Consider the following 24,510-nt stretch of genomic DNA (forward strand, 5'->3'; position numbering starts at 1 on the left):
TCGCTGGTGTCGCGCTGTGGCGCGGTGGGGTGGACGTGACTGGGGCCGGGAGGGAATGGCAACGGTGGCAGTGTTCCTATTGTATGACATATCAGTTCCTACTGCTTGGGAGTTTGTTGGTGATGGAGCCGAGAAGCGGCGCGGGTGGATGATCGCTGGGCCCACTGCCGAGCGGTTCGGCGGGGCTGCAGACCCTTGTCCTGAGCGCACCTCAGATCGTCACCGGCAGGAGGACCAGCAGCCAGGCCAGGACGGGGGCGGCGATGATGACGTAGCCGGTGTAGACGAGCATCGAGCGCTGGAACCGCCTGGTGTCGTCGACCTGTGCGCTGGCCAGGACGATGACGCCGTTCGTCGAGAACGGGCTCACGTCGACGGCGGTCGCGCAGAAGGACAGGGCGATGACGAATGCGGCGGCGTGCAGGTCTCCGGTGGCGAGGAGCGGAGCGGCGAGCGGCAGTGAGATGAGGATGATGCCGAACGATGAGCCGACCGCCGAGATGATGCCGACCGCCAGGAACATGACGAAGGCGACCAGGAGGGGCCATGGGATCTCCGAGGCCTTGGCTCCGAGGAAGTCGATGGTCCCATTGGCGTTGAGCACTCCCATGTAGGTGACGATGCCGCAGACGAGCAGCACCGCCGACCACGAGACCGTCTTCATGGCCGGCTCGATGCTCTTGGGCGAGATGAGCAGGAGGAATGCCGCCAGGCAGGTCGAGGCGACCCCGACGTCGATCCCGATCAGGGCCGTCACCAGCAGACCGGCCATCGCAGCGTAGGTCAGCCAGTTGTCGAGCGTCGGACGCGGGCCGCGCTCGGCGACCGTGATGTTGCCCATCGCCACGGGTCCACGCCGCAGACTGCCGGCGACCGCCCCGCTGCCGCCACCGTCGACAGGCGCCCCACCCGAACCTCCGAGCGGCGCGGAGTCGGTACTCCCGCTCCCGCCGGAAGCACCGAGCGGAGCAGAACCGGTGCCCCCGGTCCCGCCGGATCGGATGTCGCGCACATCGTCGGCCGTGATCGCCTCCGACCTGCGCCACAGGTCCCGACCGCGGGTGAGGAACAGGACGACCGCAAGAAGGAGATTGAGCCCGAACGGGACCACGAAGAGCAGCACAGGATCGATGTCCATGCCCTGGGAGGCGACGAGCTGGTTGATGCCGACCGAGTAGACGGTGATCGGCGAGAAGGCGGCCGCGAGCGCCCCGTGGCTGGTCATCATGCCCATGAGCAGCGGATCGATGCGGTACTTCTTCGCCAGCGGCATCGCGATGGGCGCAAGCATCCCCACCGCCAGCACGGAGCCGAGTGCCATGAGCACGGCGGCCAGGGTGAACATCAGCCAGACGATCGCCCAGGGCCTCCCGCGGACGAGGCGCAGCGCCCAATCCATGATGAGGCCGATGGTCCCGTTCACTCGAGCGATGCCGAACAGCAGCGTGATGCCGAAGACCACCAGGAACATGTCTCCCGGGAAGAATGAGGTGATCTCCTCGATGGAGATTCCCGAGATCCATCCTCCGACGATGAAGGCGGCGGCCAGGCCGAGAAGTCCCATATTGATCGGGCGCACGGTGGCGATCGCGAAGACGGCGACCAGCACCAGTACGGAGATGAAGTAGATCATGACACTGTTTCCCCCTTGAAACCAGGTGTTCCTCCGCATCCGCCGCGCTCCCGGCGCGGCACTGCGGCAATCGATGGGCGAACGGCCAGCTCGTGAGATTCCCATTGTCTGGGATAGCAGTTCGCATGTGCTGGGATAGAGCGTACCGTCGGTGTGACGGGGAGCACAACCCGTTCGAGCGAGCTTTCTCGAGTCGGCGTGAACGGCGCATCGGCAGCACGAGGAGTGGGAGCACACCTGGGGAAGGGCAGGCACATCGCGCGCAGGGGGCGCGGGCGCGCGCTGGAGAGGGCAGGATCAGCCGGCGTGGGGTCCGGTGGTCACCGACCGCTCATCGCCTCGGCGATCCTCTGGGCGGCGGCCACGGCGGCCGCTCCGTGATCGGCGCCAGGGGACACGTGGACCCGAGCGAGCGGGATGGCGATGCACACTGCGGCGATGATGGTCCCGTCGACGACCACGGGGGCGCTGACCGAGCCGATGCCGGGTGTTCGCACCCCCACCGACTCGACCCATCCCTGTCGCCGGACGTCGGCCAGAGCGTCCTCGTCCTCGGCGAGCAGTCGACCGCTGGATCCCTCGGGGAGGGGCAGGACGAAGCCGACGGGCAGAGTCGCCCTGAGCTCGTGGAGCCCGTCGAGCGCGATGAGGCAGATGCGGTCCGAGCCGCGACGGATCCACAGTTGGGAGGCTTCCCTGGTGGTGCGGTTGAGCTCGGCGATCACCGGCGCGGCGGCGTGTTCGAGCGACGAGCGCATGAATCGTTCGCCGGGGCGGAATGCTCCGTTGGAGTCACGGCTGAGGAAGCCGGTGGTGACCATCGACAGTGCCAGTCGATGCGCCGTCGACACCGACAGTCCCGTGCGCCTCGCGAGTTCGGTCGCCGTCGCGGCCCCGGGTCCGATCGCGTCGAGGATGGCTGCGGCCCGTTCGAGCGTGCGATTCGCGGTGCCCTCGTCCTGTGCCATACGGCCAATGATAGCGACAGCCGTGATTGCTCCGGGCCCGCGACCGCGCGCTCAGCCCCCGCCGATAGACTGGGATCAGCCCGGCGGGTCCGTGCGAGACCCATCGCCCGATAAGGAGCTTCCCTTGCCCTTCAACCTCGACGACATCGATCGCAGCATCATCGCCGCCCTCGTCGAGGACTCGCGTCTGAGCGTCAGGCAGCTCGCCGAGCGCGTGCACATCTCCCGGTCGGCCGCGCACAAGCGCTTCACCGCCCTCGTCGAATCGGGCGCGATCAGGAAGTTCACCGCCGAGGTGGATCGTGCAGCCCTCGACATGTCCGTGACGGCGGTGGTCGTCGTCAAGATCGGGGAGCGCCCCTGGCCGGAGGTCCGCGACGAGCTCGCGAGCCTGCCGTTCGTCGAGAAGGTCCAGGCCGTCAGCGGCGACATCGACGCTCTCGTCACGGTCAACGCCCCGGACAACACGGCGCTGTCCCAGGTGATCCTCCGCCGCATCCATGAGGTGCCCGGAGTCGTGTCGACCCGTTCGCTGCTCATCCTCGACGAGGTGGAGGGCAGCCGGCCCGGCTCGCACCGGCATTAGCCGCAGGCGTCCGAGCGGCGGCCGGCCCGCCCCATCATCGCACGCCCCTGCACGGAGCGTCAGCCGCGGTCGGCGGCGATCTCGACCTCCTCGGCCGCGAAGATCCGTGACAGCTCGTCCTCGGTGACGAGCACCGCCGGAACGGCGATTCCGTAGAGCTCGGCGGCGACCAGGCAGGCGGTGGCGACGATCGCATCGGGGTGCGAGAGCACGAAGCCGGCGGGCGCGGTCCCCCGCCTGATGAGCTCGAGGAGGACGCTCGACCCCGATGAGGACCCGCGCGAGGCCGGCATCACGACGACGCGCCCGCCGAGGGAGGCTCCCTGCGCGGGGTGATGCACGTCGACGATCGTGCCCGTGCGGTCGACTCCGCCCCAGAACGACAGCGGTGCGAGGGCCTGCACCGGCGCCGAGGCGCGGCCGGGTGCAGAAGGCGGCAGGAGTGGGAGGCGGCGACGTTCCCGGTCCTCGCCGTGACGATCGCCGTCGCCTCGATGAGGTTCGGGTTCATCGCACCGCCTCGGCGACGCATTCGCTCAAGGAGCCGAACACGACCCCGAGTCCGAGGTTCGCCGGCGCGTAGTGGGCCCACTTGCCCGAGTTCGTCATCACCGAGCGCACCGCGGGATCGAGCACCGGGGTGAGGTACGTGCACGTGTCGGTGACGATCGTGACCCCGAATTCGGCGAGGACCGCGCGCTCGTCGGGGTGGTGGGCGTCGAACTCGGCCATGGTGAGGCGGCCGGTGTTGATGTAGATCGGCCTCGTCAGCGCGGTCCGACCCGTCGCCCTCAGCTCCCGGGCCAGGGCCAGCAGTTCGGCCAGGGAGGCGTGCGGGGTGCCGAGGCAGATGGCGTCGACGCCTCCGCTGCCGTGGGTCAGCTCGTCCCGTGCGCGCCGCAGGTCACCGTCGGTGAGCGTGACGACCGGCACCGATTCCGGGTCGCACACCTCGGCGAGGGCGGGGGCCTCGGGAGTGCGGCCGACGAGGTGGAACAGGGCCACGCCTCCCGACGAGGCGGCGGCCGCGCCGAGAGCCTTGAGCTCGTCCTCGGTGATCGCCTCCGGGGCGTCGAAACCGCTGAGGACCGGGACCGCGGAGCCGGCGATCGTCCCGGTCAGGTACCCGAGCAGCGCGAAGACGTGGTCGCCGGTCTCCGTGATGGCCGAGGCGTCGAGGTGGACGCTCGCCCGCCGGTTCTCGTCGAGGTGGAGGCCCGAGGCGGGCGCCCTGCCCGTCAGCGCCGCGCAGATGTCGAGGAAGTCGCCGTAGCGGTCGGTGCGCGCGCCGAGGACCGAGTTGGCGAAGACGATGGCGTTGGACTCCGCCCAGGCCACGTGCTCGCCGAAGGCAGGACGCGGCCGGTGCTGATAGGGGGCGCAGGTCCAGGTCTGGGCCACGCCGAGGCGGGTGTAGAGCTCCATGAGCTCGCGGCCGTCGCGTGTGGCGGCGGCTTCCTCGTCGTCCGCGCGGATGAGCTCGGGGTGGAGGAGGTCGACGGATCCGGTGTTCGTCGTCGTCGGGATCCGGCAGTCGCCCCCGAGGTCGACGAGGCGGCGCGCGAAGTCGATCCCCGACTGCCCGTGGAAGAGGCAGGAGTCGATGTGAGCGCTGGTCACGTCGATGAGGCGCTCAGCGCCTTTGGCCTCGGCGAGGCCGACGACGATCCTCATCGCCATCGCCACGGCCGGCCCATCGGCGCCCGCGAGCATCGCCTCGTCGGCATCGCTGAGCTCCACCGCCACACTCTCCTCCTCGCTTGCGGACTGGAGGCAGTCTATCGAGGAGCGCGGACGGACGTGCGGGTGCTCCGGGCCGCCGCTCAGGGGCCCAGGGCACCGCAGATCACGAGTTCCTGTAGTCCTCGAGCGCCTTCTCGGCCATCTCGATGTCGTACATCGCATCGGCGTAGCCCGCGATGGTCGCGTTGCCGTGCGGATACACGTGTCCGGCCTTGACCGCCGGCAGCTCCTTGAACACCGGCGAGTCCATCATCGTCTGGGTCGCCGCGTCGTAGCCTCCCCGCAGGTCCGAGGTGACGAAGATGATGTCGGCGTCGGCGAGGGCCTCGGTGCGGTTCACCGCGTCCGCGATCTCCTCGACCCGCTGGTTCCAGTTCGCCCGATCGTCTCCGCGCAGGGTGAACTGGTAGACGGGTGCGAGCTCCTCGAGCTGAGAGATCATATACGGTTCGTAGATGTTGGGGACGAGGATGAGGTCGGGGTCGACCTCGGCGAGCTTCTCGAGGTCGGGCTCCTGGTCGGCGACGACGGGGATCCCGTTGAGCTCCTCGACGCGATCGGCGGGCGAGGCTCATCATCCCCGCCGCGATCATGGTCGCGATCCTTCTCGTCGTCATCTGCGCTCCTGTTCGTGGTCGTGTCCGTGTTCCCGGTGCTGACGAGCCGCGCGTCGTCGCGCCTCGTCAGCGCGTCGTCGCGATGACGGCCTTCGTGAAGCGGCCGAAGCCCCAGCCGATCTCGACGACGGCCACGTCCGCCGCGCCGAGTTCGCGCAGGGTGTCCTCGACCTCGTCGCTCGTGTACGACGCGTGACCGGTGGTCGCGAACACCGAGACGAGCTCCTCGGCCCGGTGGTCATCGGATTCCGCACCGTCGACGAAGGGCTCGACGACGACGAGGCGGGAGCTGCCGGCGAGGAGGTGGGCGAGCAGGCCTCTCCCCTCGGCCCGGGAGCGTCCGGTGAGCCCGGCGAGCAGGAGCGTGCAATCGACCTCGGGCCAGGGTTCCCGCCCGGCCGCGCAGTCGCGGCCGGGGTGTGGATGGTCCGACCGGACGCCGGCGCCTTCCGGGTCAGTTCGGCGGCCACCTCGGCGCCGGCGTCCCCAGCCAGGGCGATGCTACGCGCCGAGGCGATCGCCTCGAGGTCGAGGAGCGGATCGAGGACGTACTGGACATGGTCGAGGGTCCGCCCGCGGTGGGCCGTGTCGAGGGCTTCGTCGCGGGCACGCAGCTGCGTCCAGGACTCGGCGGTGAGCGCCGAGGCGCGCGAGACTCTGGCAGTCCAGCCGCCGCGGATCACGTCGAGAAGGTCGACGATGGAGAAGAGGTCCGCGTTCGCGGGATCGGCCAGCGAGAGCTGCTCGGCGACGCCCTCCCCGGTGAGGACCGCACCGGTGGCGGTGTTGCGGTATTCCGCGCCGTCGCGCTCGAGGAGTCCGAGTGCGCACATCGCGGTGAGGACGACGCGGATGCCCTCGATGGGGGTGCTCGTCTCCGCGGCGATCGCCTCGGCGGTGGAGGTGCCTCCGGCCACGAGGTCGCCGATGCCGAGGGTGACTGCGACGCGGGTGATGATCGGGGGCAGGAGCTCGGTCATCTCGTGGACCTCGTCGAGCACTGCGGAGGGAGCCGCCGCCTCGGCGATGTCGGTCGGGTGGGAGGCGGAGTCGGGGGCAGGTGCCGCGGTCCGCCGCCAGTACCCGACAACCTCGATGTCCTCCTTGGGCAGTCCGAGGTCACGGCGGAGGTGGCGGCGGATGGGGGCGATCGTCATCGCCTCCCCCGCGCACCAGGCGAAGGTGCGTCCCGGGGGCAGCTGCACGTTCCTCACCGCGTCGAACAGCAGCGGGGAGTCGCCGGGGGCGAAGCCGTCGCGAATCAGCCAGTCGATCTCGACGTCGGCGGCGGTGGGGATGTCCTGGATGTCGGCGGCGGTGGGGACCTCGACGATGATGTGCCCGCGCGTTCCCGCCGGCGCCTCCTCGAGCCAGCGTCCGACGGCCGGTAGGGCGGTCTCGTCGGCGACGAGGAGGTGGAAGTCGACGCCCTCGCTGAGTCCCGCGCAGGTCTTGGGGCCGGCGATGTGCAGCCTGTCGCCGGGGCGGGCGCGGAATGCCCAGTCGGCGGCGTGACCGGAGTCGTGGCGGACGACGTCGAACGCGAAGGACCCGGCCTCCGGATCGACGCTGCGCACGGTGTAGTCGCGGGTGAGGCTGAGGGCTTCCCGATTCCAGTTGAACCGGAACTCGTCCTGGACCCCGGTGTCGATCTCATCGACACCCGGCGGGGGAATGACGAGCTTGACGTGGTCGTCGAAGCCCTCGGAGCGGAACGCGGGCCGGTGCATCCCATTCATCTCGCCAGCCGCCAGCTGCTCGCCGCCGACGGTGAGGCGGCGCATGTTGGGCGTGATGTCCCTGACGTCGATGACCTCGACCTCCCGCAGGACAATCGGCAGAACCTGCAGGGGGCGGGACGTACGCGGCATCTGTTCGGCTCCGAGGGCTTGTTCGACATTGCGGACAAGACACAGGCCCCACGACTCAAGCAGACGTCAACTGCCACGCATCGATCGCTTAAGCACACAATAGTGTTGCCTATATCTCGAAGGTTAGCCTAACCTGCTCGCCCGGGAACGGCAATCCGCCGGGTGCTTGAGCGCCCTCCTCCTGGCGAAACGAGCAACCACCTCTCGATCGGACCAGCCGACGCCACCGTCGGCCTCCGCTCGACCCCGACCGCGGTCGTCCTCGTCACCCACGACCGACAACTGCGAAGAGACCTCGGCACGCGGGAGGAGACCGTGATGTGAGGCGGGCCAAACGTCCGGCGGCAGCCCGTTCTACCAGTCAGTACGTCCGCACTTGGCGAGACAGTTGGCCGCTCGTCCTCAACCCTCGGCACAGCCTTCCCCCGTGATCTGGATCACTTCATCATGGGGTCATGAGCATCGACGTCCCCACGACCGGCCGCGCCCTGCCAGAACTGCACCCGGTCCGATTCATCGGCGCGAACGGAGAGCCCGCGGACACCCCGACCGAGGGCCTCACACCTCCGAGCCCGTCCACCCTGCTCGGCCTCTACCGGCAGATGGTCCTCGTTCGACGCTTCGAAGCCCAGGTCACGGCTCTGACGAAGCAGGGTCGGCTGGCCACCTATCCGTCGGCCGCCGGGCAGGAGGCCACCGAGGTGGGGGCCACGACGGCGCTGGGCCCCACCGACTGGCTCTTCCCGACTTACCGTGATTCGGCCGCGCTGCTCACCCGGGGCATCCCCGTCGCCGAGATCCTCGCCGCGTTCCGCGGGGACTGGCACTGCGGCTTCAACCCGTACGAGTACCACACCGCCCCGGCCGCCACTCCCCTGGCGACGCAGACCCTGCACGCCACGGGCTTCGCGATGGCGTCGAAGCTCAAGGGCCGAGGTGAGTGCACCCTGACGATCTTCGGCGACGGGGCGAGCAGCGAGGGCGACGCCCACGAGGCCCTCAACTTCGCCTCGGTGTGGCAGACCCCGACGGTCTTCGTCCTCCAGAACAACCAGTACGCGATCTCCACTCCGCTGCGCGAGCAGTCGAACGCGACGCTGCTCGCCGATCGCGCCGCCGGCTACGGCATCCCGGGCCTGCGTGTCGACGGCAATGACGTCTCCGCGGTCTTCGCCGCGGTCAGCGCCGCCCTCGAACGCGCGCGAGCCGGTGAGGGCCCGACCCTCATCGAATGCCTCACCTATCGGATCGAGTCCCACACGAACTCCGACGATCCCACCCGCTACCGGGATTCCGCCGAGGTGGACCACTGGAAGCGCTTCGACCCGATCTCCCGGGTGGAGAAGTACCTGCGCTCCCGCGGCGTCCTCGACGACGCCGGCAACGAGGAGATCCTCGACTCCGCCGAGGCGCTCGCGAGTTCGGTGCGCGAGGCGATGAGCACTCCTCCCGACATCGACCCCACCGAGCTCTTCGACCATGTCTACGCGAAGCCCAGGCACAGCCTCGGCGAGCAGCGCAGGCGGCTCGAAGCGGAACTCGCCCAGGCAGGCCGACGATGACGGTCACCGCCCTGACCTCGGCCGATCAGGAGCCGGCCCCCGCCCCGGTGACGATGGCGAAGGCGCTCAACCAAGCGCTGCACGACGCCCTGGCCGAGGACGAGAACGTCGTCGTCTACGGAGAGGACGTCGGCCGCCTCGGCGGGGTCTTCCGGGTCACCGACGGCCTGCGCGCGGAGTTCGGGGCCGAACGGGTCTGGGATTCACCACTCGCCGAGTCGGGAATCGTCGGCACCGCCGTGGGGATGGCGATGGCAGGGATGCGGCCCGTCGTCGAGATGCAGTTCGACGCCTACGCCTACCCCGCGTTCGAGCAGATCGTGTCGCAGGTCGCGAAGATGCGCAATCGGACGAAGGGCCGGGTGAGCCTGCCGATGACGATCCGGATCCCCTGCGCCGGCGACATCGGCGGTGTCGAGCACCATTCGGATTCCTCGGAGGCCTACTGGTGTGCGACGCCCGGCCTCACCGTCGTCACCCCCTCGAACCCGGCCGACGCCTACTCGATGCTGCGGGAGTCGATCGCCTGCGACGACCCGGTCATCGTCATGGAGCCGAAGTCCCGGTACTGGATGAAGGAGACGCTCAGCCTGCCCGTGACCACCGCGCCGATGGACCGGGCGGTCGTCGTCCGCGAGGGCGCCGACGTGTCCCTGCTCGCCTACGGGCCGACCGTCCGCACTGCCCTCGAGGCCGCCGAGGCCGGTGCCGAGCACGGGCTGTCCGTCGAGGTCGTCGACCTCCGGTCGCTCTCCCCCTTCGACGACGCGACCGTCTCGGAGTCCGTGCGCAAGACCTCGCGCGCGGCGGTCATCCATGAGGCCGCGCAGTTCGGGGGCTTCGGCGCCGAGGTGGCCGCCCGGGTGACCGAACGCAACTTCGTCCATCTCGCCGCCCCGATCCTGCGGATCACCGGCTTCGACACCCCGTACCCGTCACCGAAGCTCGAGGAGCACTACCTGCCGACACCCGATCGCGTCCTCGACGCCCTCGAGACCTGGGACTGGGAGCTGTGATGAGCGCCGATCCCCACCGCGACGATCGCGACACCGAGCACTCGGCCGACACCCAGGGCACCGAGCGTTCTGGTGATGCCCGTGGCACCGAGCAGGGAAGGATCCGCGAGTTCCATCTGCCCGACCTCGGTGAGGGCCTCACCGAGGCGGAGCTCATCTCCTGGAAGGTCGCCGTGGGCGACGAGGTCACGGTCGATCAGCATGTCGTCGAGGTCGAGTCGGCGAAGAGCGTCGTCGAACTGCCCTCCCCGTTCGCCGGCCGCATCGCCGGCCTCCACGCCCGCCCGGGTGACACCGTCTCCGCCGGTCAGGTGCTCTTCTCCGTCGCCGAGGCGGACAGTGCCGAGGCGAGCGGAGGGGGAAGCGGGGAGGAAGTCGGGGCGAGTGTCGCAGACGCCGCCGAGGGAAGCGGCGGGCGCGCGGACGCCGAGGCCCGCCAGGCCAACCTCATCGGCTACGGGACCCGGGAGCGCACCGGGCGGTCGAGCCGGTCGCGGTCGTTCGGCTCGAGGACGGCCGGGCTCTCACCTGTTCCCGACCTGCCAGGGGAGGCCCCCGCGCAGGCCCCGAGCGGCGCGCTCCCACAGGATCCGTCCGAGGCGCCCGCACAGGATCCGACCGACACCCATGGACGGGACTCCGCCTCGGCGAGGGTGTCCCCGGTCATCTCCCCCATCGTGCGCAGGCTCGCGAAGGACCACCGGCTGAGCGCCAAGCACCTGCACGGGTCCGGTCCCGGCGGGCTCGTCACCCGCGCCGATGTCCTCGCCGCCATCGACGAGAGGCCGGGAGCGGCCAGCGGTGCCGCGCGCGAACAGGCACCAGGAGAGACTCCGTCAGGCGCGCAACCCGACGCTGTCGCCCGCGAACGCGTGCCGGGAGAGACCTCACCCGCGGCGGGGACGCCCGCCGACGACCACGACACCCGCACCCCGCTCACCGGTCTGCGCAAGGTCGTCGCCGAGCGCCTGTCCCGGTCGCGGCAGGAGATCCCCGAGGCGACGATCTGGCTCGACGTCGATGCCACCGAGCTGCTCGCGACCAAGCGCGCCCTCGAGGCACGGACCGGGGAGAAGTACTCGCTGCTGTCCCTCGTCGCCAGGTTCGTCGTCGCCGGACTGAAGAAGCATCCGATCCTCAACTCGTCCGTCGATGTCGAAGCCGGTGAGATCGTCACCCATCGCGACATCAACCTCGGTCTGGCGGCGCAGACGCCGCGCGGTCTCATGGTGCCCGTCGTCCACGGCGCCGGCGACATGAGCCTGCGGCAGCTGCGTGACGCGGTGAGCGAGACCGTCGGGAGGGCGAGCACGGGGACCTTCGCACCGCAGGAGCTGTCCGGCGGGACGTTCACCCTCAACAACTACGGGGTGTTCGGCGTCGACGGATCCGCGCCGATCATCAACCTCCCCGAGGTCGCGATGCTCGGCATGGGCCGGATCAAGGAACGGCCCTGGGTCGTCGACGGTCAGCTCACGGTCCGCCAGGTCATGTACCTGTCCTTCGTCTTCGACCACCGGGTCTGCGACGGCGCCGAGCCGAGCGCGTTCCTCGGCTTCGTCGCCGACTGCATCGAGAACCCGGTCTCCCTGCTGCCCGAGGTGTGATCTCGTCGGTCTTGTCGGATCTGACTCGCTCGGCTCAGTCGTCGAGAAGCGCGGCGGCGTACATCGGGCGGGCGGCGTCGACGCTCGGGGGATGGAACAGGCCTGCGGTGGCATCCCGGTGGAGGCGACTGAGCTCGTGCGAACTGTCGAATCCGCTTCCGCCGGTGCACATGAGAGCGGTCTCCGCCGCCCGCCGGGCCGCCTCCGAGGCCTTGATCCTCGCCCCGACGAGCCGCAGCGGCCATCCGGCCCCATGATCGACGAGTTCGTCGAAGTCCCTCGTGTAGGCGTCGAGCATCGCCGGCACACCGAGGTAATCGAGATGCGCATCGGCCAACCGCGCCCTGGACTCCGGCACCTCCGCGAAGGTGGTCCCGGACTTCGCGGACTTCCGTCTGCGCAGACCCTGAGCACCGAGCTCGAGGGCCCGAGCCGCGACACCGGCGTAGACGGAGGCGATGAGGAGCTGGAAGTTGCTGGTGATCGCGAAGGTCAGCAGGTCGGGGTGCCTGCCGGCGGGGATGAGGCGGGACACGCGCTCGGGACGCATCGGGACCGAGTCGAGGATCGTCGCCCGCGACTGCGAGGCGCGCATCCCGAGGACATCCCATCGATCCGACACGGTGATGCCCGGCGCATCGCGGTCGATGAAGCCGTAGATCAGCTCCCCGGGCTCATCGCCCGTGTCCGAGCCGGCGACGAGCCCGTGGACGATCAGCCGAGTCCACACGGGCGAGAGCGAGGTGAAGATCTTCACCCCGGTCAGCAGCCAGCCGCCGTCGTCGCCCGGTTCGGCGACGGTGGTCGAGCCCTGGAGCACCCAGTCGTTCGAGGGCTCGGAGATCCCGAACGCGAAGATCTCCCCGGCCATGACATCGTCGAGCACCCAGTTGAGCGAATCGTCGCCGCGGTCGTTCAGCGCCTTGACGACACCCGTGCACATGAGGTGCATGTTGATCGCGAGCGCGGTCGCCGGTGCCGCCGAGGCGAGGCGCTGCTGGAGCCGGGAGACCTCGTGGAGGCTCAGCCCCGGTCCCCCGTGCGAGCTCGGGACGAACAGCTGCAGGTAGCCCATCGCCCTGAGCTCCTCGAGGTCCTCGTCGAAGAAGCGGTTCTCCCGGTCGTAGACCGCCGCGCGGTCCCGGAACCGGTCGAGCACCTCGGTGGGCAGGTACTGCTGCGCCAGATGCGCGTGGCGGGCTTCTCTGTCGGTCACGGGATCTCCTTGCTCGTCGTCGCGGTGTTTCGTGGGGCGCCGGCCCTCATCGCCCCCTGTCGGTTCCCCGGCCATCATCGCTCCCGGTCGGGGCGGCGGAGGATGATCGCCCCGTTGTGCCCGCCGAAGCCGAACGAGGTCGACAGGACGGTGTCGATTCCGGTGTCGGGACCGAGCTCGCGGGCGGCGGTGACGAAGTCCCAGCCGTCGAACTCGGGAGCGTCGAGGTTGATCGTCGGCGGCAGCACCTGGTCCCGCAGCGTCCGGGCGGCGATGACCGCTTCGACGACGCCGGAGGCTCCGAGCAGGTGGCCGGTGCTCGACTTCGTCGCGGACAGCGGGATCGTTCGCGCCTGCCGGCCGAGCGCCGAGTCGAAGGCGGCGAGCTCGGCCGCGTCGCCGGCGGGCGTGCCGGTCGCATGGGCGTTGATGTGGTCGATGTCGTCGGGGCCGAGGCCGGCGTCGGCGAGGCAGATGCGCACGGCCTCGGCTGCCCCGCGCCCCTCGGGGTGCGGAGTGGTGGGATGGTGCGCGTCGCCGGCCGCCCCGAAGCCGGCGAGTTTGGCAAGCGCCTCGACGCCGCGGGCACGGGCGGACTCGGCCGACTCGAGGAGGATCGCCGCTGCACCCTGGCTCATGACGAAACCGGACCGAGCGTGGTCGAAGGGGCGGCACGCATCGTGCGGAGAGTCCTCATAGCCGGTGGCGAGCGCCCTCATGTTCGCGTTCGACGCGAGGTTGACCGGGTTGAGGCAGTCCTCCATGCCGACGACGAGCACGGCGTCGGCATAGCCGTGGCGGATGCGACGCAGTCCCTCGCCGAGGCCGATGGCCCCGCTCGCGCAGGTCGCGGAGACTCCCTGGGCCGGACCGTGGATGCCGTGGCGCTGGCTGAGCAGCGCGGCGGCGGAGTCCGGAGCGCCGTGGATGGCGAGGGTCAGCGGCACGGAGCGCGGCCCGCCCTCGAGCAGCGCCCGCGTGGCCTGCTGCATCGCGTCGACCGGTCCCGAACCGGTGGCGGCGATGACGGCGATGCGGGTGCTCTCCCACGGCAGTTCCGCCCAGGCTGCGCCCGTGGCCGTCGCCGAGTCGCGGCCGGTGGTCGACGCCGAAGCCCGGGTCGTCCCCGGGGCCGTGTCCGCCGTCCTCACGCCGGCCTCGGCGAGTGCCTGATCTGCCGCGGCGATCGCCCACTGCTGGACCGGGCTGAGCCGGCGGGCCAGTGCCTTCGGCAGCACGGCCTCGGCGTCGAATCCGCTCACCCGACCGCCGATGCGCACCGGCAGGTTGGCGAACTCCTCCCCGTCGAGACGTTCGATGGCGCTGCGGCCGCTGCTCACCGCGGCCCACAGGGAGTCGACGTCGAGTCCGCTCGGGGTGATCGCGCCCATGCCGGTGATGACCACTGCCCGCTCGTCCGGATTCCGCCTGCCCGCCGGATTCCGCACGTCTGCCGCCATCGCCGCCTCCGTCGCGCTCACAGTCGCTCTCCTCGTCCCTGCATGATCAGCTCAACCGTCTCCGCCCGGCGGATCTTCCCGCCCACCGTGCGCGGGAGCCGGTCGAGGCGGTAGACGCGTCGGGGAACGAACTGCGGGGCGAGGTGGGCGCGAGCGTGGGAGAGGACGTCCTCCTTGACGACGTCCTCCTCGACGGCGAGCGCGATGACGCTGCCCAGCCGCGGGTCGTCGAGGGAGACCGCGCAGACCTCGCCGAGGCGCTCCCAGCCGTCGAAGGCACGTTCGACCTCCGGAAGCGAGACCTTGTGCCCGCCGGTGACCGCGATGTCGCCGGCGCGCCCGGCCAGCTGCAGCATCCCGTCCTCGATCCGCCCCTGGTCGTGCACCGTCGCCCACCCGTCGGGACCCCTGAGCGTCGCGTCGGTCGTCGCGGAGAGGTAGCCGTACGAGCAGGCCGCGGCGCGCACCCACAGTGTGCCGAGCTCTCCGTCGGCCACGGGCCGGCCGTCCTCGTCGCGGATCTCGACGTCGATCGTGTCGTACACGGTGATCCAGGTGCCGTCCCCGGCACGACTGTCGCCGATGAATCCGATCTCCGCGGCCCCGTAGTAGCTGATCAGCCGGGTGTGGGGCAGCACCTCGCCGAGGCGGTCGCGGATGCTGCCGGGCAGGTTCGCCCCGCCCGTGACGACGAGGTCGAGACCGGAGAACCGTGCGGGTTCACGGCGGGCGGCATCGGCCAGGGCCCGGACGACGGCGGGGACCGCGACGACCCGGGTGATCCCCTCGTCCCGGATCCGCCGGCTCATCTCGAGCGGTGCGAAGGAGTCGGCGACATGGACGCTGCCCCCGGTCGCCAGGCATTCGATGACGGCGTAGAGGGTGAGGCTGTAGGAGATCGGCCCGGGCGCCAGCGTGGCGACACCGGGAAGCGGCTCGAGGTGGGCGGCGGAGACGGCGACGTTCGCCCGGTACTGCTCGCGCGTCTTGAGGAACGCCTTGGGGTCACTCGTCGTGCCGGAGGAGAAGAGCATGAGGAAGGGCTCGGCGCCGTCGCGCACGCTCGGGTGCTCGGTCCCGGCGACCGCGACGACGGCCTCGCGGCGCCGGAACTCCGCCGGGGTGATGACGGTCCCGGTCCAGCCCTGGGCGGCGAGCGCCTCGGCGAGGTCATCCGAGTCGCTGACGACGACGCCGATCCCGGTGCGGGCGATGACCGAGACCCGGTGGTCGAGGGGCCAGCGGGGGTCGATCGCGGCCGAGACCGCTCGGAAGCCCGCGAGGCCGGAGAGGATCCGAGCCGTGTCGAACGCCGATTCGAGGCTGACGGCGGTGATGGGGATGCCCGCGGTCTCCCGGGCAGGTGCGGGAGCCTCGGACTGCGCCGCGTGCAGGGCGGAGACGACGGCGAACATGCGCCGGGAGTCGGCGACGAGCTCGCGATAGGTCAGACGATTCTCGGGCCCGACGATGGCAGGCTGATCGGGGTCGCGCTGCGCGACCTCGAGGATCGACTCGGTGATCGGCACGGCCCGCCTCCATTCGCTCTCTTCGGCCCACCCTCACCCTACTGGACGGGTCGTGACTCGGTCCCGGGAGCACGACGAGTGACCGCGCGGCTCCGACAGCCTCGCATCGATGTCCTGCCGCGCGGCGAGCGCCTCCATAATCGAGCGAATCTGTGGTGAATGAAATTCAGCAGCGCCGTCAGCGATTGTCCGGCTCACGAGAACTATCTATGCCGCCCATTGATGAATTCACTGGGAGCAAATCCGAAATGTAACGTTACGGCTGGTCAGAGCACTTTCGTGAATTCGAGCAATTTCCCGCACGCCGCTCGGATCCGGTTACCACCCGGTCAGTCATGATTCGGTCATGAGATCGCCGAGCACAATTCTTGACGTGACCTCGAGTGGAGATATACGTTCTCAAGGCTGATGAAACTCGGCTTTCGCATCGTGGAAGATTCGACGGCCGTCCATTCGAGAGGACTCAACGTGGAGACCCAGTCACAGCCGGACGACCCCGGCAAACCCATCGACTCCGAGGCACTCGCCACCGCCGACAGACTCACGTTCACTTCTCAAGAGGTCCCCGAATCGGGAGTGAAGCCCAACCGCAAGGGCATCGGCAAGCTCCGCTGGGGGATCGCGGTGCTGCTGTTCTTCGGCGTCCTCATCAACTACATCGATCGCAGCTCGATCGCGGTCGCCGAGGGCCACATCCGGGAGGACTTCGGTCTCTCCGCCGCGGAGATGGGCGTCGTCCTCTCGAGCTTCGGTTGGTCCTATGTCCTCATGCAGATCCCGGCCGGCCTGCTGCTCGACAAGATCGGCATCAAATGGGTGTTCCGGATCGCCACGATCATGTGGAGCCTGTCGTGCTTCCTCACCGCGATCATCAGCGGCACAGGCCTGCTCATCCTCGCCCGCATCGTCCTCGGGGTCGCCGAGGCGCCGATCTTCCCCGGCGCGATGAAGATGACCGGCTACTGGTTCCCCCGCTCGGAGCGCGGGACGGCCACTGCCGTCTTCGACTCCGGCCAGCGACTGTCGAACGTCATCGGCTTCCCGCTCGTCGCCGCCGCCGTCGTCTCCTTCGGCTGGCGCGGAGCCTTCGTCGCGATGGGCCTGCTCAGCCTCACCTACGTCATCGTCTTCTTCTGGAAGTACCGGGACCCCAAGGAGTCCTACCGCAAGGGCCTGATGAAGGAGACCGAGCTCACCTACATCCGTGAGGGCGGCGCCCAGGACGAGGACGCCCCGCGTCCCAACCCGCTGTCGAACCTCGGCTACATCCTCAAGCAGCGCAAGGTCTGGGGCATGTCGATCGGCCTCGGCTGCGCCGGCTACACCCAATGGATGCTGCTCACCTGGCTGCCCGGCTACCTCCAGACCGAGATGGGCATGAACATCATGTCCTCGGGCATCTTCACCGCCCTGCCGTGGCTCATCGCCGTGGCGGTCGAGTTCATCTTCCCCGGTTGGCTGCTCGACCACCTCATGCGACTTGGCAAGTCCGGCACATTCGTCCGCAAGGCATTCATCATCGCCGGCATGCTCATCGCGATGACCGTCATGGGGGCGGCATTCACCGACAACGTCGCCTGGGCCCTGTTCTGGATCACATTGGGCACCTGCGGGATCACCATCTCCTTCTGCGTGACGAACTCGCTGCCCGCCCTCATCGCTCCCGAGGGCGGGGTCGGCGCCACCGGCTCGGTGATGAACACCGTCAACAACCTCATCGGCACCTCGGCGCCGATCGTCACCGGCTTCGTCGTCGACATCACCGGCGGGTTCAACGGCGCGTTCATCATCTGCGGCATCCTCCTGGCCATCGGCATCTTCTTCTACACCGTGGTGCTCGGGCCCATCGTCCAGATCCCCACGGCCGAGGAGCGAAGGGCCGCCAAGCCGGCAGCCGCCGGGACGTGACATCCGGGCGCGGGCGATCGGCTCGCGCCCTGCCCGGGGTACCGGTCGCCGGTGCCCCGGGCCTCACACTGCGGGGGCGGCCACGCTCGCTCCCCGGCTCTCGAAGGTGCGGGCGGCCGTGCCGAAGCACATCGTCATGCCGATCCCCGAGGTGACCGAGACGGCACGCGTGTGCTCGTCGATGTCCTCCATGAGCAGGGATGTGTGCGGGCTCGAGGCGTAGATGCCCTGCCAGCGCTGCCGGATCCGCAGCGGCGCCCCGATGATCCCGGAGATCTCCTCGATGATCCGGTCGGTGATCCACTCCTCCTGGAACGGCGGCATCGTGATGTCGTAGCTGTGGCTGTCGCCGAGGAGCACGGTCCCGTCGGGACGCATCGTGAACATGATGTTCGCGCCGAGTTCGACGAGTTCGGGAGTGCTCCGGGCGATCGCCTCCGCCAGCTCGCGATGGCCCGGCATCGCCGTGAACCCGTCGTATCGGGTCAGTGAGGTGCCGGTGAGGATCGCCGACTCCGTCGTCAACGAGTCCGGGGCCGGGGCCAGGGCCATCTGCAGAGAGCACCGGGTCACCTCGTAGCGGGCAGCGAGCTCGGGCTGGAGGTGGTCGAGGTCGTGTCCGACGCAGACGATGACCCTCTCGGCCTCGAACTCCCCCGCCGAGGTGAGCGCCCGTCCTCCGCCCACGGCCCCGACGCTGACGCCGAAGAGGACATCGGCGCGCGGCTGCGCGGCGATCCACTCGGCGATGGCCCCGGCAGTGGTGCGCGGGTCGACCCTGAGGTCCGCCGGCAGGAAGGCCCCGCCGAGGAACCCGGAGTCGTCGGCCCGCCCGAGCCTGCCGGCCACCTCGGCCGAGGTGAGGAGGCGGACCGCGTCGTCACCGCGGTCGTCGCGGAACTGTTCGACCACGGCCATCTCCTCCGGGCTGCGGGCGACCACGACGGCACCGGCCTCGGGGGCCCAGAATCCGACGTCGCGCGCGCAGTCGAGCCAGCCCTGGCGGGAGGTGAAGGCCATGTCGCTGAGGTCCCTGCCCTGGCCGGTGATGCAGCAGTGGCCGAAGTTGCGGATCGAGGCCCCGTTGGGCCGGTGGTCGCGTTCGACGACCCGCACGCTCAGTCCCTGGCGCAGCGCCTCGTAGGCGTGTGCCAGTCCGACGATTCCGGCCCCGATGACGAGGACGTCGGTCTTCTCGTGCCTGCCCTCGGCAATTCGCAGAGTGGTCATGTCTGTCCTTTCCTCGTCCGCGTCATCGTCGACACGGACTGTCAGTAGGTGCCCGCACGTCGCGGGCGTCGATCGTCGTCGCTCAGGTCGGCCAGGACTCGAGGTCCTGGAGGTGCCGGCGGAACTCCCGTTCCAGGGGGCTGTGGACGTAGCTTCTCGTGCTCAGGAGGTAGACCTCGCGGGGGGCGGGTTCCGGGACCACCCGGATCTCGGCCAGGCGTCCCTCCCCGAGGTCCCGGTCGACGACGTGCTCGGAGATCAGGGTGATGCCGAGTCCTGCCCGCGCGGCCTCCTTCGCCGCCTCCGCGGTCCAGATGGTGCATCTCCTCGCCTCGGGCAGGGCCCAGATGCTCAGCGCCCGTTCCTGCCCCTCCCGTGTCGAGGAGCCCGGTTCCCGCAGGAGGAAGCACTCCCCGGACAGCTCCCAGGGTTCGACCGTCCTCCCGGCCATGGGGTGGTGGGCGCCGGCGACGAGGCGCAGCCGTTCCGAGAGCAGGGAGGTGACCTCGATCTCGTCGTCGACGACTGTGCCGAACGTCAGCCCGAGCCCGGTCCTGCCCTCGAGGATCGACTGGAGGACGGCCTCGGAGTTGCCGACGACGATCTCGACCTGGGCGTCGTCGCGCCCGCCGAGGAAGTCCCCGATGACGCGGGGGAGCAGATGCGAGCCCAGGGTGGTCGTGCCCGCAACGGACAGCCGGCGGTCGATGCTCCCCGTCGCGGCCGCGATCTCATCGTTGATCCCCGACAGCGTGTGCAGCAGCTCCTTCGCCCGCTGCGAGAACAGCTTCCCCGCCTCGGTGGGCGTGGCACCCCAGGGGCCGCGCTCGAACAGCTGGGCGCCGAGGGACTTCTCGAGGCTGCGGATATGCCCGGAGACCGACGGCTGGGAGACGAAGAGGTTCTTCGCCGTCTTCGACAGCGATCCGGTCTCGACCACGGACAGGAAGATCCGCAGACTGAGCACATTGAGGTCCATTCCCACAATGACCATTGTGCACGACCTCCGCGTCTCCCCGGCCCGCCCTCAGAACGCGATGCACGCCGAGCGCAGCTCCGTGTAGAACTCCCAGGTCTCCGCCGAGCACTCGGGTGCCCCGTACTGGGACAGCTTCGCCCCCATGTGGGGCAGGTGCGGCCAGGCGCCGACGCCGGGTCGGTTGACGTGGAGCATCCCGGCCTCGAACCGCTCGAGGGCGTCGAAGATGTTCGCGCGGTCCTGCGTGAAGATCGTCCCGGACATCCCGTAGCGCACGGAGTTGGAGATCTCCATCGCCTCGTCGAAGTCCGCGGCGTCGATGACCGACAGCACGGGGCCGAAGACCTCCTCCGTCGCGATCTCGGAATCGGCCGGCACCTCGGTGAGGACGGTCGGGGCCATGTAGTGCCCGCCGCTGGGGTCGGAGATCGGGCGTCCGCCCGCGCGCACCCTGGCGCCGATGGCGATCGCGCCCTCGACAGCCTCGACGCAGGCGGTCAGCCGGCTCTCGTCGACGACGGGGCCCAGGTCGGTGTCGGCGGAGAGCGGATCGCCGACGACCATGTCGGAGACGCGATCGACGATCCTGCTCACCAGGTCCTCGCGCACGCTCGACTCGACGACGACGCGGCTCGTCGCGCTGCACCGCTGCCCGGCCTGCCCGAAGGCGCCGTGGACGATCGCGGAGGCCGCGGCGTCTAGGTCGGCGTCGGCGAGCACGATGACGGCGTTCTTGCCGCCGAGCTCGAGCTGGGTCCGGGCCAGCCGGTGGGCCGCGGCGCTCTGGATCCGCAGTCCCACGGGCAGGGATCCCGTGAAGGAGATCCCCCGGACGTCGGGATGCGAAGTGAGCGCCTCGCCCGGCTCCCGGTCGCCCTGGAGGAGGTTGATCGCTCCCGGGGCGACCCCCGCCTCGGCGAGGATCTCGACCATCACGGCCGTGCTCAGCGGCGCGAGCGGGGAGGGCTTGATCACCGCGGTGCACCCGGACAGGAGGGCCGGGGCGGCCTTCCACACGGGGATCGCCAGCGGGAAGTTCCACGGGGTGATGAGGGCGACGACCCCCAGGGGCCGGTGCCAGGTCAGCGCCATCGAACGGGGCTCGTCGGCCGGGAGGGTCGACCCGGACAATCGGCGCCCCTCACCGGCGATGAAGCGGAGGATCTCGGTGGCCCGGTCGACCTCGGAGCGGGCCTCGGTGAGCTTCTTCCCCTGCTCGGAGGTGATCACATGCGCCAGCTCCTCCTTCCTGCGGTCCATGATCTCGGCGGCGCGGAAGAGGATCTTCCCGCGCTCGATGCTGCCGAGCCCCGCCCAGCCGGCCTGGGCCCGCCGGGCCGCCTCCACGGCCGCGAGCGCGTCGTCGATGTCGGAGTCGGCCACCTCGGCGATGACCTCGGCGGGTCGGGCCGGGTTCCGGTTCGGGAAGGTCGCCCCGCTGTGGGCGGCGACCCATTCGCCGCCGATGAAGTTGCGGCTGAGGTGGGCGGCCAACCAGGTGTCGACGGTGGGCCGCGTGTCGGTGGGGACAGTCATGATGGTTCTGCCTTTCTCAGGTCACGCCGAGGTGGGGCGCTGGTTCCAGGACGGGATGAGGATGAGGGCGGCGACGAGTGCCGTCGCCGCGAAGATGTAGAACACCGCGGTACCGGGGATGAGGCCGGGCAGGAGCCCGCCGAGGATCGCTCCGATCGACCCGCAGCCGTTGATGAAGCCGGTGGCGCCCGCGGCGTACTTGCTCGTGCCGAAGTCGACGGCGGCGATTCCCGAGATCATCGCGTCGGCGGCATAGGCGGTGAGTCCGACGAGGCCGAGCAGGATCGCGATGACGGGGATGGAGCCCAGCGAGGTGGCCGGCTGCCACAGTGCCAGGGCGACGACGAGGCAGAGCAGGCTGATGACGCTCGGCGGAACGCGGCGGGCCTTGAACAGGGTGTCCGAGAGCCACCCGATGAGGACGGGAGCGGCGACCCCGGCGACGCCGAAGGTGACCGGAACCATGATCGCCGTGATCTTGTCGACCCCGGGCATGGCGTCGACGACCATGACCGGTCCCCAGAGGAGGATGGCGTAGCGGGCCGGTTTGAGCATGAAGTAGACGATTCCCAGCCGGAGCACCATCGAGTCGTGCCGGGCGGCGGCGAGCAGGTCGCTGAACCGGAAGCGCTCGTTGGGGACCTTGACCACGGGGACGGGTGCGCGGGTGCCGGCGGGTCGGTGCGCCCGCTGCTCGTACGTGTCGTCGAGCTTCGCGGGGTCGTCGTCGATGCCGGGCAGGCCGACCTCCTGCGGATTGTTCCGCTGGAAGATGAGGAACAGGACGAGGGCGACGATCATCACCGCGGCGCCCGTGAAGAACGCCCACCGCCAGGAGTCGAAGACGCTGTAGGCGACCCAGCCCATGACCGGCACGGCCACGAGGCCGCCGAACGCGTAGCTGGTCGAGAAGAATCCCATCGCCCGACCGCGCTTGGCGACGGTGAAGAACGAGGCGATGTTCTTGCTCAGTGAGGACCATCCCGTCGATTGGGCGAGGCCCTGGACGATCATCAGGGGCAGGAACATCCACAGGGCCGGGATGATGCCCATGAACAGGGCGGCGATCGCGGCGAAGAGCATGCCCCCGGCGACGACCACCCGCTGCCCGAAGCGCTCGGCCAGGGCACCCCAGACGAACTGCCCGATGGCATAGGCGGCGAGGTAGGCCGAGTCGAGGTAGCCGAGGTTGGCGCGGCTGATGACGCCTTCGTCGAGGATGCCGACCTTCGCCGCCGAGATCGCGTTGCGGGGGAAGTAGAACGCCGCGTAGGCCAGCCAGCTGAGGGCGAAGATCCGCATCTGCCATTTGATGAGGACGTGCCGGTTGGTGATGACTCCGGGCTGCGCTGACGAGCGCTCGTTCGGAGGAGGAACGTCGGTGAGGGTCACCTGTCGGTCTGGATCATTGGTCATTCGCGCCATTGCGATCTCCTGATGCCGTTGAAGCCGATATTCACGTTGTCGAGCACGTAGGGGGATGGATCGGGTGCCGGGGAGGGTGCGGGGCAGAACTTGCCGTGCCCGGCGTGGGTGCTCCGGCTCCGGCCGCCCGGCCCCGCAGTGGGGCCGGGCACGGGCCGGATCGGGTCGGCGGGCCCGGGCCGGCGGGTCGTCCGGGGGTGCTCAGGCTCCCGGAGCCGGCGCCGAGGCGGCCGTCGCCTCGGCGGTCACATGGGTCGTCGCGACCCAGAACGCGTCGTAGTTGTGGAGCAGGGCCTCCTCGCCGCCGGGCCCACGCGAGGCGGTGCCCTCCGGTGCGGGCACCGGGCGGTTGATGAGGAAGGGGATGTCGAGCTCGCCGAGGCCGCCGTGCGACCGCAGCGGCACGTCGAGGTTCTCGAGGTCGTGCCACTCGGGATAGCGGCCGATCGCCGAGTACTTGTCGGACAGGACCGTGATGTCGCCCATCCGGTCGAGCGGCATCGAGTAGAGTTCGGCGGCGTCCTCCGACCGCAGGATCGACGTCAGCCCCTCCTTGCCCGTGAGCCCGTCGATGACGGCCTGCCTGTCGGCTCCCTCGGGCAGGTAGACGTTCGCGAAGGAGCCCAGGGCACCGTGGTGGACGGTGTAGGGGTCGGTGATCGGGAGGATGACACGGCTGCCGGTCTCCCCCTCGCCGATGCCGAGGATCGCGTCGACCTCGCTCTCGAGGTAGATGACGCGCGGGCTGCCGTCCTCCTGGTGCTTCGGGCTCATTCCGTGATCAGCGGTGATCGCCACCACCGCTCCGAGCTCGTCGAGCTGAGCGGCGTAGGAGTCGAGCATCGCGTAGAAGTCGTCGGCGACGGGCGTGCCCGGGGCGTTCTTGTGCTGGATGAAGTCGGTGAGGGTGAGGTACATGATGTCGGGTCGACGGTCGGCGAGCAGCTTCACGCCGGCGGCGAGGACGAACTCGCTGAGTTCGGCCGAGTAGACATCCGGCAGATCCATCCCGACGTACTCGAGGACGTCGCCGATCCCGTTCGCCTCGACGGTGGCGGAGTCGGCCTTCTGCGCGGAGAAGCAGATCCCCCTGCGCCGCGGTTCCCTGATCTCGCCCGACCCGGCCGGGTCGAGGCCCGCCTCGGTGACGCCGCTGGCGAGAAGGGCGCGCAGCTTGTCCTTCGCGGTGACGATGGCGACGTCGAGGCCCGCGTCGACCGCGGCGGCGAAGAGGGTGGGGGCGCGCAGGTACTTGGGGTCGTTCATCAGCACCTCCTCGCCCGAGGCGGGGTCGAGGATGTAGTTGCCGCAGATCCCGTGGACCGCGGGCGGCCAGCCCGTCGCGATCGACATGTTGTTCGGGTTGGTCAGGGTGGGGATCGCACAGTGGGCCGGCCACGACCGGCCGTCGCCCTCGAGGGTGCGCTTCAGCCAGGGCATCCGGCCGTGTTCGATCGCCAACTCGTGATACGCGGGCTCGCTGCCGTCGATGCAGATGACGACGACCGGCTCGGAACCGACGACGTACTCGCGGTCGTTGACGGAAAACTGGGTCGGGCTCATGTACTCTCCTCCATCACTCCGAGGTGCGCAGGGACTGCGCCGTCGGACTCTCTCTGTTACC

General features: G+C 69.8%; 19 protein-coding genes. 5 read left to right on the forward strand and 14 right to left on the reverse strand.

The features are described 5' to 3' along the window. Positions 1-211 precede the first annotated feature (211 nt). Both DFO65_RS10730 and DFO65_RS10735 read right to left on the reverse strand, forming a co-directional pair. Positions 212-1,633, reverse strand: coding sequence for an SLC13 family permease (locus tag DFO65_RS10730; protein WP_113904414.1), 1,422 nt, complete (start codon positions 1,631-1,633; stop codon positions 212-214). 320 nt (positions 1,634-1,953) lie between these two features. Continuing rightward, entirely contained in the window at positions 1,954-2,601 is a 648-nt protein-coding gene (locus DFO65_RS10735) for an IclR family transcriptional regulator (RefSeq protein ID WP_113904415.1), read from the reverse strand. Positions 2,602-2,725: 124 nt separating this feature from the next. On the opposite strand from DFO65_RS10735, the gene DFO65_RS10740 reads away from it, so the two are divergent. Then, positions 2,726-3,187 (forward strand): Lrp/AsnC family transcriptional regulator, encoded by a 462-nt coding sequence (locus DFO65_RS10740; protein WP_113904416.1) that lies wholly within the window; start codon positions 2,726-2,728, stop codon positions 3,185-3,187. A gap of 59 nt (positions 3,188-3,246) precedes the next feature. On the opposite strand, the gene DFO65_RS10745 is transcribed toward DFO65_RS10740, so the two are convergent. The 4 genes from DFO65_RS10745 to DFO65_RS10760 form a co-directional block, all read right to left on the reverse strand. After that, positions 3,247-3,627, reverse strand: coding sequence for an aconitase X swivel domain-containing protein (locus DFO65_RS10745; RefSeq protein WP_113904417.1), 381 nt, complete (start codon positions 3,625-3,627; stop codon positions 3,247-3,249). Positions 3,628-3,694: 67 nt separating this feature from the next. Further along, the gene (locus DFO65_RS10750; protein ID WP_245940625.1) at positions 3,695-4,933 is read right to left on the reverse strand and encodes an aconitase X; all 1,239 of its coding nucleotides are present in this window, start codon (positions 4,931-4,933) and stop codon (positions 3,695-3,697) included. Positions 4,934-5,033: 100 nt separating this feature from the next. Next, positions 5,034-5,372, reverse strand: coding sequence for a TroA family protein (locus tag DFO65_RS10755; RefSeq protein ID WP_342766926.1), 339 nt, complete (start codon positions 5,370-5,372; stop codon positions 5,034-5,036). Positions 5,373-5,543: 171 nt separating this feature from the next. After that, a complete protein-coding gene (locus DFO65_RS10760; RefSeq protein ID WP_113904420.1) occupies positions 5,544-7,418 on the reverse strand; it encodes a siderophore-interacting protein in 1,875 nt (624 codons plus the stop codon). Positions 7,419-7,873: 455 nt separating this feature from the next. On the opposite strand from DFO65_RS10760, the gene pdhA reads away from it, so the two are divergent. The 3 genes from pdhA to DFO65_RS10775 are packed head-to-tail and all read left to right on the forward strand — an operon-like array spanning position 7,874 to position 11,603. After that, a complete protein-coding gene (gene pdhA / locus DFO65_RS10765) occupies positions 7,874-8,980 on the forward strand; it encodes a pyruvate dehydrogenase (acetyl-transferring) E1 component subunit alpha (RefSeq protein ID WP_113904421.1) in 1,107 nt (368 codons plus the stop codon). Next, on the forward strand, positions 8,977-9,996 hold the full coding sequence (locus DFO65_RS10770; protein ID WP_113904422.1) for an alpha-ketoacid dehydrogenase subunit beta: 1,020 nt from the start codon (positions 8,977-8,979) through the stop codon (positions 9,994-9,996). Before pdhA ends, DFO65_RS10770 begins: the two co-directional genes overlap by 4 nt. Then, positions 9,996-11,603, forward strand: a complete 1,608-nt coding sequence (locus tag DFO65_RS10775) for a dihydrolipoamide acetyltransferase family protein (protein ID WP_113904423.1) — start codon at positions 9,996-9,998, stop codon at positions 11,601-11,603. The genes DFO65_RS10770 and DFO65_RS10775 overlap by 1 nt, the downstream gene beginning before the upstream one ends. Positions 11,604-11,637: 34 nt before the next feature. Here the strand turns inward: DFO65_RS10775 and DFO65_RS10780 are convergent, their stop codons facing one another. The 3 genes from DFO65_RS10780 to DFO65_RS10790 all read right to left on the reverse strand — a co-directional run bounded on the left by DFO65_RS10780 (position 11,638) and on the right by DFO65_RS10790 (position 15,808). Continuing rightward, positions 11,638-12,819: an acyl-CoA dehydrogenase family protein gene (locus DFO65_RS10780; protein WP_113904424.1), complete on the reverse strand. Its 1,182-nt coding sequence runs from the start codon at positions 12,817-12,819 to the stop codon at positions 11,638-11,640. Positions 12,820-12,893: 74 nt separating this feature from the next. After that, positions 12,894-14,279, reverse strand: a complete 1,386-nt coding sequence (locus tag DFO65_RS10785; RefSeq protein WP_113904487.1) for a beta-ketoacyl-[acyl-carrier-protein] synthase family protein — start codon at positions 14,277-14,279, stop codon at positions 12,894-12,896. A gap of 17 nt (positions 14,280-14,296) precedes the next feature. Next, positions 14,297-15,808, reverse strand: coding sequence for a class I adenylate-forming enzyme family protein (locus DFO65_RS10790; protein ID WP_113904425.1), 1,512 nt, complete (start codon positions 15,806-15,808; stop codon positions 14,297-14,299). Positions 15,809-16,276: 468 nt separating this feature from the next. On the opposite strand from DFO65_RS10790, the gene DFO65_RS10795 reads away from it, so the two are divergent. After that, a complete protein-coding gene (locus DFO65_RS10795) occupies positions 16,277-17,716 on the forward strand; it encodes an MFS transporter (protein ID WP_220151275.1) in 1,440 nt (479 codons plus the stop codon). Positions 17,717-17,779: 63 nt separating this feature from the next. Here the strand turns inward: DFO65_RS10795 and DFO65_RS10800 are convergent, their stop codons facing one another. From DFO65_RS10800 to phnA, 5 genes are all read right to left on the reverse strand, one after another. Next, positions 17,780-18,946, reverse strand: coding sequence for a TIGR03364 family FAD-dependent oxidoreductase (locus DFO65_RS10800; protein WP_113904427.1), 1,167 nt, complete (start codon positions 18,944-18,946; stop codon positions 17,780-17,782). 82 nt (positions 18,947-19,028) lie between these two features. Continuing rightward, positions 19,029-19,940, reverse strand: a complete 912-nt coding sequence (locus DFO65_RS10805) for a LysR family transcriptional regulator (RefSeq protein WP_113904428.1) — start codon at positions 19,938-19,940, stop codon at positions 19,029-19,031. A 33-nt stretch (positions 19,941-19,973) separates the two neighbouring features. Next, positions 19,974-21,461, reverse strand: coding sequence for an aldehyde dehydrogenase family protein (locus tag DFO65_RS10810; protein ID WP_113904429.1), 1,488 nt, complete (start codon positions 21,459-21,461; stop codon positions 19,974-19,976). Between the two features lie 21 nt (positions 21,462-21,482). Beyond that, a complete protein-coding gene (locus tag DFO65_RS10815; RefSeq protein ID WP_113904430.1) occupies positions 21,483-22,877 on the reverse strand; it encodes an MFS transporter in 1,395 nt (464 codons plus the stop codon). A 210-nt stretch (positions 22,878-23,087) separates the two neighbouring features. Next, positions 23,088-24,449, reverse strand: a complete 1,362-nt coding sequence (gene phnA / locus DFO65_RS10820; RefSeq protein WP_113904431.1) for a phosphonoacetate hydrolase — start codon at positions 24,447-24,449, stop codon at positions 23,088-23,090. Positions 24,450-24,510 lie beyond the last annotated feature (61 nt).

The sequence above is a fragment of the Brevibacterium sanguinis genome (assembly GCF_003315415.1).
Classification (GTDB): Bacteria; Actinomycetota; Actinomycetes; order Actinomycetales; family Brevibacteriaceae; genus Brevibacterium; species Brevibacterium celere_A.